The organism is Brevundimonas sp., assembly GCF_016463485.1.
In the GTDB taxonomy this organism is placed as follows: domain Bacteria; phylum Pseudomonadota; class Alphaproteobacteria; order Caulobacterales; family Caulobacteraceae; genus Brevundimonas.
Map to the genome: position 1 here is coordinate 1 of NZ_JAEMRD010000080.1, position 15,153 is coordinate 15,153.

Consider the following 15,153-nt stretch of genomic DNA (forward strand, 5'->3'; position numbering starts at 1 on the left):
CTCCAAGGCCGCCCAGAAGTCGTTCGAGAAGCGCGGCATCAAGTTCCGCACCGGCTGCAAGGTCACCGCCGTCAAGAAGGCCGGCAAGGGCGTGCAGGTCGCGATCGAAGCCGGGGGCAAGGCGGAAACGCTCGAAGCCGAGGTCTGTATCTCTGCGGTCGGCATCACCGCAAACACAGACGGCATCGGGCTGGAGGCGCTGGGCGTCGTTCTGGACCGGGGCCACATCAAGATCGACGGCCACTGCGCCAGCAATGTGAAGGGGCTTTACGCCATCGGCGACTGCGCCGGCGCGCCCTGGCTGGCACACAAGGCGTCGCACGAGGGCATCCACGCCGCCGAGTATATCGCGGGCTACAAGACCCCAAACGTGGTCTCGCCCATCGCCGGCTGCACCTATGCCCAGCCCCAGGTCGCCTCGGTCGGGGTGACGGAGCAGGGGGCCCGCGAGGCCAAGCGCGAGGTCAAGATCGGTCGCTTCCCCTTCCGCGTGAACGGCAAGGCCGTGGCGGCGGGCGAGATCGACGGCTTCGTCAAGGTCATCTTCGACGCCAGGACCGGCGCCCTGATCGGCGCCCACATGATCGGCCACGAGGTCACCGAGATGATCCAGGGCTATGTCACCGCCATCACCATGGAAGCCACCGAGGAAGACATCCACGGCATCGTCTATCCGCACCCGACCATGTCGGAGGCCATGCACGAGGCGGCGCTGGATGCTTACGGGCGGACGATCCACCTCTAGGCTCTGACACCGGTAGACAAAGCGGCTCGAAGCCGCGACATTCGTCCGACAAATCGGCTTGAGACCGACGGAGGACGATATGGTCAGATTGTTTGGCGGGCTGGTGATCGGATTGGGATTGGCCGGGGCAGGGGGCCATGCACTCGCTCAGGATGGCTGGTATACCCAAGGCGATTTCGTACCCGTCGCGCGCGTCGCGATCGTCATCGCCAACGACCTGGACGAAGATCGCAAGGATCAGCCCATCGTCATACGGCGCGATCAGTTGCCGATGTTGGCCGATATCCAGGAACTGACGGCGACCATGGTGGATCCCGCAGGGCAATCCCGGCCGGAGCCGACGCCGGCGCTGCTGGCGCGTCAGGGGCCGCATGAGCGGCGGGGCGAGACGAACGGGCGGGCGATCGACTATCAGTTCGACGATCTGGATCGCGACGGCGTCTGGGACGAGCTGTTCTTCGTGGCGGACCTGAAGGCGGGCGAGCGGCGGACCTTCTATGTCTATCGCGGATTCCAGCATCGCGGCTGGAACCAGCACCGGACCCATGCGGCGATCGGCTCCTATATGCGGCACACGGTGCCGTTCTGGGAGAGCGAGAACGTGGGGTGGAAGCTTTGGTTTCCGACCGACATCGACATCTATGCAAAGCGCAAACCCCTGCTGATGTCCAACCGGCTCTATATGGGCAACCTGGACGGCTACGGCGTCTCGGCCGAGAACCCGGACTACGGGGCCGACATCCAGTCAGTGGACGACAGTTTCGGCGGCGGCGGGATCGGGGTGTTCGAGGGCGACGTGCTGGCGCGGCCGCGCTTCAGCCCGGCGGCGGATACCGAGCACCGGTTCAACGCCGGCCAGCAGTCGGATACCCGCTACAGCTTCGAGGTCTTGGTCAACGGCCCGCTGCGCAGCATGGTGCGGGTTCGCACGATGAACTGGAACACGGGGCAGGGGCGATATGCGGTCGAACAGACCTATACCGCCTATGCCGGCCAGAACTACACGACCGCAGAGGTGCGGTTTCCGACGTGGGAGCCGGGGGCGGCGGGGGCCGATTTCGCGGTCGGGGTGCGGCGTCGGCCGGGCGAGAATTTCGTACGGCAAGAAGGCAATATGGTCGTCACGGCCGCGCCCGAAGCGCTCCGCAATCCGGACGATGTCGAGGGGCTGCAGCAGCAGGCGCCGATCCTGTACGCCGGTACGGCGTTGATCGTGCCCGACGATGCCGGGGGTCGGTATCAGTTCGTGGAGGGACGTGGCGGCAACCACGTCTATCGCATCCCGGCGCGGGCCGATGGGACCTATCGCTACATGCTGGCGGCCGGATGGAGCGAGGGCGAGGTGCTGAAGACCCCACAGGCCTTCGCCGACTACGTCGCCGCCAGCGCCCGCAGCTACAGCAGTCCGCCGAGGCTGGAGGCCGTGCGGGAGGACCGCAAGCCCTGACGCGTCAGCGCTTCTTGCCCAGTTCGGCCGCGATATCCTTGACCATGCGACCGGCCTTGCGATGAGCGGCGGTGATCTGATCGCGCGTGACGCCCCAGCGCTTCATCCAGTATTCGACGGCCTGGCGTTCCGACAGGTCGAGGCGGTCCTTGTCGATGAAGCCGCGCTTGTCCTTGAGACCGGCCATGTAGGGTTCCGTTAGAAATATGAACAGGATCAGTGGGTAGGGGACGTCTGCTGCGTCAGACCGGTAGGCGGCCGTCGGCGAAGAAGGCGTCCATTCTGCGCTCGCACGGCCCGACATCAAAGCCCTGGGCCGACAGCCAGTCGTCGTTGAAATAGCTGGACGCGTAGCGGTCGCCGTGGTCGCACAGGATGGAGACGATCGAGCCGCGCTGACCCGCCTCGGCCATCTCGGACGCCAGCAGGGCACAGGCCCACAGGTTGGTGCCCGTCGATCCGCCGACGCGACGGCCCAGTCGACGGCTCAGCACCCGCGCGGCGGCGATCGAGGCGACGTCGGGGACAGCGATCATCCGGTCGATGACGCCGGGGATGAAGGAGGGCTCGACGCGGGCGCGGCCGATGCCTTCGATGCGGGAGGGCGCTTCAGACGTCGTCTGAACCGTGCGGTCGGCCCAGTGGCGGTGGAAGACAGAGGCCTCCGGGTCCGCGACGCACACATGCGTGTCATGCAGATTGTAGCGTGCGAAGCGGCCGATGGTGGCCGAGGTGCCGCCGGTGCCGGCACCACAGACGATCCAGCGCGGCACGGGACAGGGCTCGCGCGACATCTGGGCGAAGATGCTCTCGGCGATATTGTTGTTGCCGCGCCAGTCGGTGGCGCGCTCGGCATAGGTGAACTGGTCCATGTAGTGGCCGCCGAGTTCGCGGGCCAGTTGTTCGGACGCGGCATAGGCGTCGCCGGGCCGGTCCACGAAATGGCAGCGACCGCCGTAGAACTCGATGGCCTGGATCTTCTCCGGCGCGGTGGAGCGCGGGACCACGGCGATGAAGGGCAGTTTCAGCATCCTGGCGAAATAGGCCTCCGACACCGCTGTCGAACCGCTGGAGGCCTCGATGATCGTCATGCCTTCGCCGATCCAGCCGTTGCACAGGGCGTAGAGGAACAGGGACCGGGCCAGGCGGTGCTTGAGGCTGCCGGTCGGGTGGCTGGACTCGTCCTTGAGGTAGAGGGCGATGTCGGCCAGCGCAGGCAGGTCGACGGGGATCAGATGGGTGTCGGCCGAGCGGTTGTAGTCAGCCTCGATCCTGCGCACGGCGTGAGCCGTCCAGTCCCGGGAGACCGGTGCCGAAGTGGATATGGGCAGGACGTCGGACATGGATACGGTTTGCGCCTAAGATATATTATGCGAAATAATAGACGAGGTCAGAGCGGTATGGCCGTAGACCAGCCGTCGTATGCGACATCGACATTGGCCGGAACTCTGGCCTTCAAGTCGTTGTAATCCAGATCGATATGCAGGTTCGTCAGCACGGCGCGCTTCACCTCGGCGCTTGCGATCCAGTCCAGGGCACGGTCGACGTGGGCGTGGGTCGGATGTGGCGTCCAGCGCAGCGCATCGACGATCCAGAGATCGGAACCGCGCACAGCGTCCAGGGCAACGTCATCCAGATCGGATACGTCGCTCGAATAGCTGACGCCGCCGACACGGTCCGGCCCCAGCCGGTAGCCGACCGAGCGGATCGGCCCGTGGGCCTGGTCGAAGGTCACGATCGGGATCGCGCCGCCAGGGCCGTCGACAGACCACAGATCACCGTGCGGCGGGATGGCGCGGGCCTCGACGATGGCAGGATAGCCGTGCTTGCTCTCGAAGATGTAGTCGAACCGATGCGACAGGGCCGCATGGGTCGGCGGGTCCATCCAGGCCGGAATGCGCTTGCGGTTGCGGATGGCGAAGACCCGAAGGTCATCGATGCCATGGGTCTGGTCGGCGTGATCATGGGTATAGAGAACCGCGTCGAGGGCCGTGACCGAGGCGGACAGCATCTGGGTGCGCAGATCCGGCGAGGTGTCGATGAGCGCGACAGTGTCGCCATCCGCGCCACGCCGCCTGGCCATCATGGAGCAGCGGCTGCGGCGGTTCTTGGGCTCGTGCGGGTCGCAGCTGCCCCAGTCGCCGTCGCCACGCGGCACCCCACCGGACGAACCGCAGCCGAGGATGGTGATCTCCAGCTCAGACATGGTCTGAAGTCCGGCGGGGATCAGGAATGGAGTCGAACAGGGCGAAGAAGGCGTCAGTCGTGCGGCGGTCAGCCTCCTCCGGCGACCAGTCCCGGATTTCGGCCAGCTTGGTCAGGACGTGACCGACATAGGCCGGCTCATTACGACGGCCCCGGTACGGGATCGGTGCCAGGTAGGGGCAGTCGGTCTCGACGATGATGCGGTCGGCCGGCATGGCCCGGATGACCTGACGCACGTCCTCTGCGGCCTTGAAGGTGGCAATGCCCGAGACCGAGAACCATCCGCCAAGTTCTGCTGCCATAACAGCGAGTTCGGGGCCGCTCGTGTAGCAGTGCATGAGGAACTTGAACGACCCCCTCGCCTGTTCCTCGCTCAGGATTTCGGCCATGACGGCGTCGGCCTCGCGGGTATGGACGACCAGCGGCAGGCCGGTCTGGCGGGCGGCGTCGATGTGACGACGGAACACCTCGGCCTGGAGCTCGCGGGGGCTGAGATCATAGTGGAAATCCAGACCGCATTCGCCGATGCCGACCACGCGCGGCCGCTGGGCCAGGGCGATCAGGTCGGCCGCCGTCATGTCGGTGTGATCCTTGGCCTCATGCGGATGGGCACCGACGGTGCACCAGATGTCTTCGTGCGCCATGGCCAGGGCGTGGGTCGCCTCGAAGGTCGAGAGCTTGTCCGAAATCTCAACCATCAGGCCGACGCCGGCGGCGCGGGCCCGGTCAATGACGGCGTCGCGGTCCTCGTCGAACTGGTGGGCGTGCAGGTTGACGTGGCTGTCGATCAGCATCAGGCGGCTCTGCCCCGACCCATGGCCCGGCTGTTGGTCTTGACCCGCGCCAGATCGGCCAGGGCCCCGGCGAGCGCATCGCCCCGGTCGAGGTTGAGCCCGGCGGTGCGATCGGGCAGTTCCGACAGGCGGCTCCACAGATCAGCCCAGTCGCTCCCCTGCCCCGCCGGCTGATCCAGCGCCTGGGCCTTCACCGCCGCGATCAACCGGTCCATCAGAGTATCGAAGCGCGCCTGACCCTCAGGGCCCCGAAAGGTATCGGCGATCTTCTGCTGTTCGGCGCGATCTACGACGCCGTCCTCGACCCAGCGACGCGCGAGGCGGTCAGCGTCGAGAGCGGGGCCACCCGACAGGGCCAGAGCCGCGCCGGGCGACCCTGCGGCCATGGCAGCGATCCGTTCGGCCTCGTCCTCGTCGATGTCGGAACGGTCCAACACCAGGCGGCGGAGGGCCTCCTGCGACCAGACCGGAAAGGCCAGGCGACGACAGCGCGACCGGATGGTGGCCAGCAAACGGCCGGGCGCATGGGTGACCATCAGCACAACGCCATGCTCTGGCGGTTCTTCAAGAATCTTGAGCAAGGCATTGGCAGCGTTTGGGTTCAGGTCATCTGCGGCGTCGATGATCGCCACTCGGGCCTGGGCCTGGGACGGGCTCTTGGAGAAGAACTCGGGCAGGTCTCGGGCCTGATCGACCGATATGGATTTCTTGGTCTTGCCACCGTCGACCAACCGCTCCAGCACCAGCAGATCGGGATGGGACTGGGCCGAGATCAGGCGACAGACCGGATCGTCGGGACGGCTGCCCAGCGGACCGCGCGACGGGTCGGGCGCTGCACCCAGCAATCGCCGAGCGGCGCGATAGGCGAAGGTCGCCTTCCCGACGCCCTCTGGGCCGCATAACAGCCAGGCGTGGTGCAGACGCCCACGCGTCCGGGCGTCCTCGAAGGCCCGCTCGGCGTCCGGCGACGGTTGCAGGTCGAACCGGTCGCGCGGATGCTCGCTCATGCCGTTACGGCGGCCAGCAGTGGCTCGATCGCCGCCTTGACCCGGGCGAAGACCGCGTCGGGATCGCCCTGGGCGTCGACGACGCGGCAGCGGTCCGGATGGGCGGCGGCGATGGCGGCGAAACCCTCGCGCAGGCGCTGATGGAAAGCGTGGCCCTTGGATTCGAAACGGACTTCGGACGCATCGCCCCGCCCCAGTGCACGCGCCAGGCCGATCTCGACGGGCAGGTCGAAAATCAGGGTCAGGTCTGGTTGATCGGCACCGACGACGGCGGCGTCCATGTGTTCGATGAAGGCCGCATCGACCCCGCCACCGGCCCCTTGGTACGCGCGGCTGGAATCGGCGAAACGGTCGCACAGCACCCACCGGCCGGCGGCCAGGGCGGGTCGAATGGTGCGCTCCAGATGATCGGCCCGGGCGGCATACATCAGCAGGGTCTCGGTCATCGGCGACCAGCGTTCGGCCGAACCGTTCAGGACGAGATCGCGAATCTGTTCGGCACCGGTCGAGCCGCCGGGTTCGCGGGTCCGGACGACGTCGATACCCTGGCTGCGCAGGGTTTCAGTAAGGCGGGCGACCTGGGTGGACTTGCCGGCCCCCTCGCCGCCTTCGAATGTGATGAACCGTCCGCGCATCGGCGCACAATGACGGCGGGGACGCCCGGGGCCAACCCCGGGGACGAAATCAGCGGCCGGATATCAACAGGGCATCGCGCACGCCGCGCGCCACAATGCCCTGACGCGCCTGTTCAGCCGTGTTGGCGTCATCCCAGGGGCCCACCAGGACGCGGAAATAACGGCGGCCGTCGACGCGAGCGGCGCTGACCCTGGCCCGATCGCCCAGCGATTCGGCGGCCAGGTGGGCGGCGTCGCTGTTTGAAAACGAACCGGCCTGGACCCAGAACCGATCGTCGTCTTCACGGCCACGTGGGCGGGCCGGTTCGCCCGGGCGGGAAGAGGCATACTGGATACCGGCACCGCCGCTGCGGGGCGCAGGGCCGATATATCGGACGCGAACCTCGCCGACGCCTCGGGCCAGCAGGCCGATCTCCTCGGCTGCGGCGCGCGACAGGTCGATGATGCGGTTCTCGGCGAAGGGGCCGCGATCGTTGACCCGCACGATGGCCGAGCGGCCGTTGGCCAGGTTGGTGACCTCGACCAGCGCCGGCAGCGGCAGGGTCTTGTGAGCGGCGCTCAGGGCCGTCATGTCGAACCGTTCGCCGCTGGCGGTCGGGCGACCGTTGAACTGGGCTCCGTACCATGAGGCCATGCCGGTCTCGTCATAGTCCGGCTGTTCGGCCGGGCGGTACCAGCGACCGCGCACCTGATAGGGTCGCATCGTGCCGGCTACGATCGGGGCCGGATCACGCACGACCGGGGCCCGGGACCCGCCCCCTGCCCCACCAAGGCCGGCGCACGCGCCCAGAAACCCGGTCAGGGCCAGGATCAGCGCACCCCTTGTCCAGGCGGCTCTCATGAGCGGCTCTCCGGCGGCCGGAAGAGCCCGGCAGGCTACCGATTGTGCCGACAGACATTTCCGTTTTGGTTAATCGGCTCAAGGCCTGCTATGCACCCGCCGCAGCGCGAACGCCTCCGGGCGATCGCAGTGTCGCGGTCAGGAAGAGTGTCCGAGTGGTTTAAGGAACCGGTCTTGAAAACCGGCGACGGGGAAACCCGTCCGTGGGTTCGAATCCCACCTCTTCCGCCAGCGCCTGTCCCTATGAATATCAATAGGTTGAGATCAACCTATCCTTTGCGACAAGCGCCGATACAAAAGCCGAAACCGTATCGAGATTATGTTCGGGCGGTTCAAAGACTGGCTGCGCGTCGCCACTTGCTACGATCGATGCCCGACCGTCTTCGTGTCCGCCATCGCCCCGGCCTCTACTTTGCTGTTCTGGCCAGGAGGCCTGAGCCTAATTCGCTCTGCGTTCGGCCGCGGCGGGGCTGATGTAGCCCAGTGCTGAGTTCTTGCGACGGGCATTTGAGAAGCCTTGTATGTAGCCGAACAGATCTCGCCGAGCCTGGTCGTGCGCGGCGAAGACACGGTGATGGACGCGTTCGAATCTGGAGGTGCGGGAGAAGCTTTTCATCAGGGCAATGTCCCAGCCGTCAGCTGAGCATGCATGAGAAAGCCCGCTCAAAGATCGTCGTTCGATCGTCACGGCTTCGGCGTGAAGTTTTTGTAATGATACGGACTAACGGCGTCGATCATTTGACGTCCGCTGGACGGGTGTCAAAGATGACGCCAGCGCAATCGAGGGCCTCGTCAAGGAGCCCGGCAGAACCCTGCGTATTGTGACGGGCAATCTGGTGGAGAACAGCCTTGGATCGACGTTCATTCCTCGCCGCATGCGGCATCGGTGCCGGAGGACTTCTTGTGCCCGGGTTCTCGGGGCGGGCCATCGCGGCCGAACAACTGGTCGAAACCATCGATCTGGCGGTCAAGAAGCGTCTCGCTGACGCCGGGCTGAGCGCGGCCGCGGCCGCAGGGGCATCCTACTGCGACGTGCGCGTCGGTCGCTACATGCGCCAGTTCGTGATCACCCGCGAAGCCAACGTCCAGAACGTCGTCAACACCGAATCAACAGGCACAGGCGTCCGCGTCATCGCCGACGGGGCGTGGGGCTTTGCCGCCACGAACGACATGACGGCCGAAGCCGTGTCCGCCGCCGCCAGACTGGCCGTCGCCATCGCCAAGGCCAACGCCAAGCACCAGACTCAGCCGGTCCGACTGGCTGCGACGCAGGGCGTCGGCGAGGTATCCTGGCGCACCCCGATCCGTCGCAACGCCATGGAGGTGCCGATCGCCGAAAAGGTCGCGCTTCTGCTGGGCGTCAATGCCGCGGCGATGAATGGCGGCGCCAGCTTCGTCAACTCACAGCTCTTCCTGGTCAATGAGCAGAAGTATTTCGCCAGCTCGGACGGCTCCTACATCGATCAGGACGTGCACCGCATCTGGGCACCCTTCACGGTCACGGCGATCGACCAGACCACCGGCAAATTCCGCACCCGCGACGGCCTCTCGGTGCCCATGGGCCTGGGCTATGAATATCTGGACGGCAACACGGCAGACCAGATCGTCGCCTCCAACGGCGTGGTCAGCTACGGCATGTCCTATGACATGACCAAGGACGCCATCGCCGCCGCTGAGCAGGCGCGCGAGAAACTGACGGCGACGTCGGTCCGTCCGGGGTCCTACGATCTGGTTCTGGACCCCAACCATCTTGGCCTGACCATCCACGAATCGGTTGGTCACCCGCTCGAGCTGGACCGTGTGCTGGGCTACGAGGCCAACTACGCTGGTACAAGTTTCGCCACGCTCGACAAGCGCGAGAGCCGTTTCCAATACGGCTCGGAGATCGTCAACATCGTCGCCGACAAGACCCAGGTCGGATCGCTGGGCGCGGTCGGATACGACGACGAAGGCGTCCAGACCAAGGAATGGAATCTCATCGAAGGCGGAAAGCTGGTCGATTATCAGGCCACGCGCGACCAGGCCCACATCCTGGGCAAGACCGCCTCGGACGGCTGTTCCTACGCCGACAGCTGGTCGACGGTCCAGTTCCAGCGGATGGCCAACATCTCGCTGAAGCCGGGGACGAGCCCGATGAAGGTCGACGACATGATCAAGAACGTCGAGAACGGCATCTACATCCTGGGGCGCGGCTCCTTCTCGATCGATCAGCAGCGCTACAACGCCCAGTTCGGCGGCACCCTGTTCTACGAGATCAAGAACGGCGAGATCACCAGGCCGCTGGAGGACGTCGCCTACCAGATGCGGACGCCCGAATTCTGGAACGCCTGTTCGGCGATCTGCGACGAGAGCGACTACCGGATGTTCGGTTCCTTCTTCGACGGCAAGGGCCAGCCCAGCCAGGTCTCGGCCGTCAGCCACGGCTCGTCGACGACCCGCTTCGACGGCATCAACGTCATCAACACCGCGCGTTCGCTCGGTTGATCGGACCCCGCTGAGAAAGAATGGGAAAAATCAAATGAGCATCATGACGCAAGACGAGGCCAAGACGATCCTCGACAAGGTGATCGCACTGTCGACCGCCGACGAATGCACCGCCCAACTGGGCGGCGGAACCCAGGGCAATATCCGTTTCGCCCTCAACAATGTTTCCACCTCGGGCGTGGTCTCGGACACCCAGCTCAGTGTCCAGGTCGCCTTCGGAAAACGGGTCGGCACGGCCACAATCAACGAGTTCTCGGACGGTGCCCTCGCCCGCGTCGTCAAGCGGGCGGAGGAACTGGCCAGGCTCGCTCCGGAGAACCCCGAGTTCATGCCTGCGGTGCAGAAGCAGGCCTACCGCGCCAGCGACACCTTCAATGCCGCCACCGCCGCCATCACGCCGGAGAACCGGGCCGAGATCGCCCGCGCCTCGATCGACCCCTGCAAGTCCCAGAAGCTGATCGCCGCCGGTTTCCTGAACGACGGCGCAGGTTTCACCGCCTTCGCCAACTCGAACGGAAATTTCGGCTATCAGCGCGCGACCAGCCTCAACTACACCTGCACCGTGCGCACCGAGGACGGCAGAGGCTCGGGCTGGGTCGGCCGAAGCCTGAAGGACGCCGGCGACTTCAACGTCGACAGCGACATTCAGGTGGCCATGCGCAAGGCCTCGGCCTCTGTCGAAGCCCAGGCGCTGGAGCCCGGCAAGTACACGGTCATTCTGGAGCCCGCCGCGGCCGCCGGCCTGATCTCGTTCATGTTCAACTTTTTTGGTGCCCGTCAGGCCGACGAGGGCCGCAGCTTCCTGTCCAAGGCGGGCGGCGGCAACAAGATCGGCGAACAGGTCTTCGATCCCCGCGTCAACCTCACGTCCGATCCCTGGCATGACGAGGCACCCGTCCTGCCTTGGGACGGCAGCGGTCTGCCGCGCGAGCGGATGGACTTCGTCAGGGACGGCAAGATCGCCAACCTGAACTACGACCGCTACTGGGCCGACAAGCAGGGCAAGGCCGCCAATGCCGGCCCCGGCAACCTGATCATGGCGGGCGGCACCAAATCGATATCGGAGCTGGTCCGCGAAACCGAACGCGGCATCCTGGTCAGCCGTACCTGGTACATCCGGATGGTGGATCCGCAGACCGTTCTGCTGACCGGCCTGACCCGGGATGGCACCTTCTACATCGAGAACGGTGAGTTGAAGTATCCGCTCAAGAACTTCCGCTTCAACGAGTCTCCCGTGATCATGCTGAACAACATCGACGAGCTGGGCCGTCCCGTCCGGGTCGGCGGTGATGAGACCAACCTGTCCATGATGATCCCGCCGATGCGTCTGCGCGACTTCACCTTCACCTCCCTGTCCGACGCAGTCTGATCGGAAGAGCGTGTGTCGCGTTCGAGTATGACACGCGCCGAGGCCTTGCGACTGCTGACCGGCGGCGCGTTGGGAACCCTGCTCGCAGGCTTTCCACGCGCCGCCGACGCTCAGGCGACCTACGATTTCTGGTTCACCCGGCTGCGCTACGATTCCGGAGACTGGGACGTGGACCAGCGGATGCCGGCCAACATCCTGACCTCCCTGGTCGACTACACCAACCTGCGGGTCGACCCCGAAGAACGGGTCGTGGCCCTGGCCGACCCGGCCATGCTGACCGCCCCCTTCTGTTACCTGGCGGGCCACAAGCTGGTCGAGTTCAACACGGCAGAGGTACGCAATTTCGAACGCTATGTGCGAAACGGTGGTTTCGTCTTCGTCGACGACTGCAACCACGACATCGACGGTCTGTTCGCCGTGACCTTCGAGCGCCAGATGGCCGCGATCTTCGGTGCCGACGCCCTGAAGAAACTGCCCAACAACCACGGCATCTACCGCAGCTTTTTCGAGTTCGAGGATGGGCCGCCTGCGACCAGCTTCGAGCTGAACGGCTGGGGTGACGACCTCATCCACGACTACCTCAAGGGCGTCGAGATCGATGGCCGGCTGGGCGTGCTCTACTCGAACAAGGACTACGGGTGCGAGTGGGACTACGACTGGCGCAACAAGCGTTTCCTCGCCGAGGACAACACCAAATTCGCGGTCAACATTATCCTCTACGCCCTGACAGCCTGACCTCTCCTCCTCCCCGGAGTCTCCATGACCACGCCTACCCAATTCGAAATCGACGCCCGACTGGAGCAACTCGGCAAGCTGAAGGCCGCGATTGGCCAGGCCATCGTCGGTCAGAACGAGGTCGTCGAACAGCTGCTGATCGGCCTGCTCGCCGGCGGTCACTGCCTGATCGAGGGCGTGCCGGGCCTCGGCAAGACCCTGCTGGTCCGCACCCTGGGTCAAGCCCTGCATCTGGAGTTCCGCCGCGTCCAGTTCACCCCCGACCTGATGCCGTCCGACATCCTGGGCACCGAGGTGCTGGAGGAGGATCACGGCACCGGTCATCGCAGCTTCCGCTTTCAGCCCGGCCCGGTCTTCACCAACCTGTTCCTCGCCGACGAACTGAACCGCACCCCGCCCAAGACGCAGGCCGCCCTGCTGGAAGCCATGCAGGAACACACGGTTTCCTACGCCGGGGTGACCCATAAACTGAACGAGCCCTTCTTCGTCCTCGCGACCCAGAATCCGCTGGAACAGGCCGGCACCTATCCCCTTCCCGAGGCCCAGCTCGACCGCTTCCTGCTCAACATCCGCGTCGGCTATCCGACGGCCGAGGAGGAACGCGCGATCCTGGTCGCGACGACCGGATCGGGCATCGGCACCGTGCCCCAGGTCATGGTCGGCGAGGACATCGTCGCCCTGCAGAAATGGGTGCGCGACGTCTATATCGGCGAGGCCCTGCTGACCTGGATCACCTCGCTCGTCCGCGCCACCCGTCCGTCAGCCGAGGCTCCGAAAGCCGTGCAGGACTACGTCCGCTGGGGTGCCGGCCCACGCGCAGGTCAGGCCCTGGTCTTGGCCGCCAAGGCGCGCGCCCTGCTGCACGGACGGCTCGCGGCGACGCGCGAGGACGTGGTCGCCCTGGCCGCCCCGGTCCTGCGCCACCGTATCCTGCTGTCCTTCGCCGCCGAGGCCGAGCGCAAGACGGCCGACGATGTCGTGGCCGCACTTGTCGCCGCACTGCCCGCGCCGACGCCCGACTGATCGAGAGCATGTCTCCGCTCGACCTGCCTCCGGAGTTGCGCAGCCAGCTTCGCCGCCTGTCCATCGTCCCGCGTCGCGCGGCGGTGCTGTCGGCGGCCGGGGTGCACGACAGCCGCAACAAGGGCGGCGGGCTCGAGTTCGCCCAGTATCGGGCCTATGAGCGCGGCGACGACTTGCGGGCCATCGACTGGAAGCTCTACGCCCGCTCTGACAGATTCTTCGTCCGCGACGCAGAGCGCGAGAGCCCGGTCGCCATCTGGATCGTGCTGGACGCCAGCGCCTCCATGGCCCAGGCCGACATCGCCCGCCCCGACTGGTCGCGCTTCGACGCCGCGCGACGGGTCGCCGCCAGCTTGATCGAGATCGCCCTTTATCAAGGCGATCGGTTCGGCGTCGTCGTCGAGCGCGCCGAGGGCCCCATGGTCCTGACGCCGCATTCGGGCGGTCGCCATCGCGACAGGGTGTTGCTGACCCTCGCCCCGCTACAGGCCGCAGGCGTCACCGACTGGACCCGCGACGTCGGCGTTTTCGGCGAACAAATGGGCGCGCGAGACCTGATCGTCATCCTGACCGACGGCTTCGACGAGGGCTGTATCGCGACCGCCGAACGGCTCGCCGCCTCGGGTCGCGACATCTGCCTGGTCCAGATCCTGACCGGCGACGAACGCGATTTTCCCTTCGACCAGGGTTACCGCTTCCACGACCCGGAGACCGGTGCCGAGGTAGTCGGCGACGGCCGCTCCCTGCGCGCCGACTACCTCACTCGCTTCGCCGCCGCCCGCGCCGCCTTGGCCGCCCGGCTCGAAGCGCGCGGCATCCGCCACGTCGAACACTTCATCGACGAGAGCGCGGACATCCCCCTACGTGCCCTGTTCCGGCCGACCGGTCGATGAGCCCCGCCTTCCTCCTCCCCGCCGGCCTGGCCGCCCTGCTGGCCCTGGCGATCCCGGTCGTCATCCATATTGCGCGCCGGACCGAGAGCCGGACGATCGACTTCGCCGCCCTGCGCTGGCTCGACGCCGCGCCAAAGCCCCGCCGAAGTCTGATGATCGACGAGCGCCTCCTGCTCGCCGCCCGTCTCCTGCTTCTGGCGCTGATCGCCCTGTGGTTGGCCGCGCCCGTTCTGAGGAACGCTGCCGACACCCGGCCCGTCGTCGCCGTCGCGCCCGGCGCGGATGCCGCCACGGTCGCCGCCGTCACGGACAAGGGCGACCACGTCGTCTGGATCGCTCCCGGCTTCCCCGAGCACGGCACCCTCGCCCCGCCAGCGTCCGATGACATCGTCAGCCTGATCCGCCAGCTCGACGCCGAACTGCCGGCCGACGCGCCGGTCAAGTTGGTCGTCCCCGCGACTCTCGAGAACGTCGATGCCGAACGGCCGAAACTGTCCCGCCGCGTCGAATGGAAGGTCGGTGCCGAGCTTCCCTCGCGCCGGAAAGTTTCGCCCAAACCGCCCTTCCTGACCGTCCGTTATGGCCCGGAGGCCCAGGATGCCGTCCGCTATTTCCGCGCTGCTGCCACGGCCTGGACACCCGCGAACACCGAACCCGCCTTCGACGCCGCCGCGATCGGGCGCGCCGTGCCGGGTAGTGCCCGCCACCTGATCTGGCTCGCGTCCGGCCCGGTTCCTAAGCCGATCGAAGCCTGGGTCCGGGACGGTGGGATCATCCTGACCGCGCTTGAGGCCCGTATTCCCGTAGAGGGCGAGACCATCACCGTCTGGCGCGGTACGGCGGGCGAACCGCTGGCCGTCGCCGGTCGTCTGGGTCGCGGCCGCGTCATTCGACTGACCCGCGCGCTGGAGCCCGCCGCCATCCCGCAGCTGGTCGAGCCCGATTTTCCCGACGCCCTCCAGACCATGCTCGACC

Annotated in this window: 15 protein-coding genes, 1 tRNA gene and 2 pseudogenes; 10 read left to right on the forward strand and 8 right to left on the reverse strand. The window is 66.4% G+C overall.

What is annotated here, in order from left to right; translation table 11 throughout:
- Positions 1-745 (forward strand): FAD-dependent oxidoreductase (locus JHC99_RS11820; protein WP_292154453.1); only part of this gene is annotated, 745 nt, incomplete at its 5' end.
- A gap of 79 nt (positions 746-824) precedes the next feature.
- Positions 825-2,192, forward strand: coding sequence for a DUF4861 family protein (locus JHC99_RS11825; protein ID WP_292154455.1), 1,368 nt, complete (start codon positions 825-827; stop codon positions 2,190-2,192).
- A gap of 4 nt (positions 2,193-2,196) precedes the next feature.
- On the opposite strand, the gene JHC99_RS11830 is transcribed toward JHC99_RS11825, so the two are convergent.
- From JHC99_RS11830 to JHC99_RS11860, 7 genes are read right to left on the reverse strand one after another with little or no spacing between them, the layout of a single operon-like run.
- Positions 2,197-2,379 carry a DUF3606 domain-containing protein gene (locus JHC99_RS11830; protein ID WP_013269402.1) on the reverse strand — a complete coding sequence of 61 codons (183 nt, stop codon included), beginning with the start codon at positions 2,377-2,379 and terminating at the stop codon, positions 2,197-2,199.
- 55 nt (positions 2,380-2,434) lie between these two features.
- Positions 2,435-3,535 carry a PLP-dependent cysteine synthase family protein gene (locus tag JHC99_RS11835; RefSeq protein WP_292154463.1) on the reverse strand — a complete coding sequence of 367 codons (1,101 nt, stop codon included), beginning with the start codon at positions 3,533-3,535 and terminating at the stop codon, positions 2,435-2,437.
- A 47-nt stretch (positions 3,536-3,582) separates the two neighbouring features.
- Positions 3,583-4,398 (reverse strand): MBL fold metallo-hydrolase, encoded by an 816-nt coding sequence (locus JHC99_RS11840; RefSeq protein ID WP_292154466.1) that lies wholly within the window; start codon positions 4,396-4,398, stop codon positions 3,583-3,585.
- Entirely contained in the window at positions 4,391-5,191 is an 801-nt protein-coding gene (locus tag JHC99_RS11845; RefSeq protein ID WP_292154468.1) for a TatD family hydrolase, read from the reverse strand. The genes JHC99_RS11840 and JHC99_RS11845 overlap by 8 nt, the downstream gene beginning before the upstream one ends.
- On the reverse strand, positions 5,191-6,198 hold the full coding sequence (locus JHC99_RS11850; protein ID WP_292154470.1) for a DNA polymerase III subunit delta': 1,008 nt from the start codon (positions 6,196-6,198) through the stop codon (positions 5,191-5,193). The genes JHC99_RS11845 and JHC99_RS11850 overlap by 1 nt, the downstream gene beginning before the upstream one ends.
- A complete protein-coding gene (gene tmk / locus JHC99_RS11855) occupies positions 6,195-6,833 on the reverse strand; it encodes a dTMP kinase (protein ID WP_292154472.1) in 639 nt (212 codons plus the stop codon). The genes JHC99_RS11850 and tmk overlap by 4 nt, the downstream gene beginning before the upstream one ends.
- 49 nt (positions 6,834-6,882) lie before the next feature.
- Positions 6,883-7,674, reverse strand: a complete 792-nt coding sequence (locus JHC99_RS11860) for a septal ring lytic transglycosylase RlpA family protein (RefSeq protein ID WP_292154474.1) — start codon at positions 7,672-7,674, stop codon at positions 6,883-6,885.
- Positions 7,675-7,815: 141 nt separating this feature from the next.
- Here JHC99_RS11860 and JHC99_RS11865 point away from each other — a divergent pair.
- Both JHC99_RS11865 and JHC99_RS11870 read left to right on the forward strand, forming a co-directional pair.
- Positions 7,816-7,905: transfer RNA gene (locus tag JHC99_RS11865), tRNA-Ser, on the forward strand.
- 49 nt (positions 7,906-7,954) lie between these two features.
- A pseudogene (locus tag JHC99_RS11870) lies at positions 7,955-8,098 on the forward strand (IS5/IS1182 family transposase); the annotation flags it as partial.
- 15 nt (positions 8,099-8,113) lie between these two features.
- Here JHC99_RS11870 and JHC99_RS11875 read toward each other — a convergent pair.
- Positions 8,114-8,344 (reverse strand): annotated as a pseudogene (locus JHC99_RS11875) (IS3 family transposase); the annotation flags it as partial.
- A 179-nt stretch (positions 8,345-8,523) separates the two neighbouring features.
- Here JHC99_RS11875 and JHC99_RS11880 point away from each other — a divergent pair.
- From JHC99_RS11880 to JHC99_RS11905, 6 genes are all read left to right on the forward strand, one after another.
- A complete protein-coding gene (locus JHC99_RS11880; RefSeq protein WP_292154476.1) occupies positions 8,524-10,158 on the forward strand; it encodes a TldD/PmbA family protein in 1,635 nt (544 codons plus the stop codon).
- A 34-nt stretch (positions 10,159-10,192) separates the two neighbouring features.
- Positions 10,193-11,527 carry a TldD/PmbA family protein gene (locus JHC99_RS11885; protein ID WP_292154478.1) on the forward strand — a complete coding sequence of 445 codons (1,335 nt, stop codon included), beginning with the start codon at positions 10,193-10,195 and terminating at the stop codon, positions 11,525-11,527.
- A 12-nt stretch (positions 11,528-11,539) separates the two neighbouring features.
- Positions 11,540-12,262: a DUF4159 domain-containing protein gene (locus tag JHC99_RS11890; RefSeq protein WP_292154480.1), complete on the forward strand. Its 723-nt coding sequence runs from the start codon at positions 11,540-11,542 to the stop codon at positions 12,260-12,262.
- Positions 12,263-12,286: 24 nt separating this feature from the next.
- A complete protein-coding gene (locus tag JHC99_RS11895) occupies positions 12,287-13,285 on the forward strand; it encodes a MoxR family ATPase (RefSeq protein ID WP_292154482.1) in 999 nt (332 codons plus the stop codon).
- An 8-nt stretch (positions 13,286-13,293) separates the two neighbouring features.
- Complete coding sequence (locus JHC99_RS11900; RefSeq protein ID WP_292154483.1) at positions 13,294-14,178, forward strand: DUF58 domain-containing protein; 885 nt, start codon at positions 13,294-13,296, stop codon at positions 14,176-14,178.
- Positions 14,175-15,153, forward strand: a 979-nt coding sequence (locus JHC99_RS11905; RefSeq protein WP_292154485.1) for a BatA domain-containing protein, incomplete at its 3' end; no start/stop codon positions are given. The genes JHC99_RS11900 and JHC99_RS11905, both read left to right, overlap by 4 nt.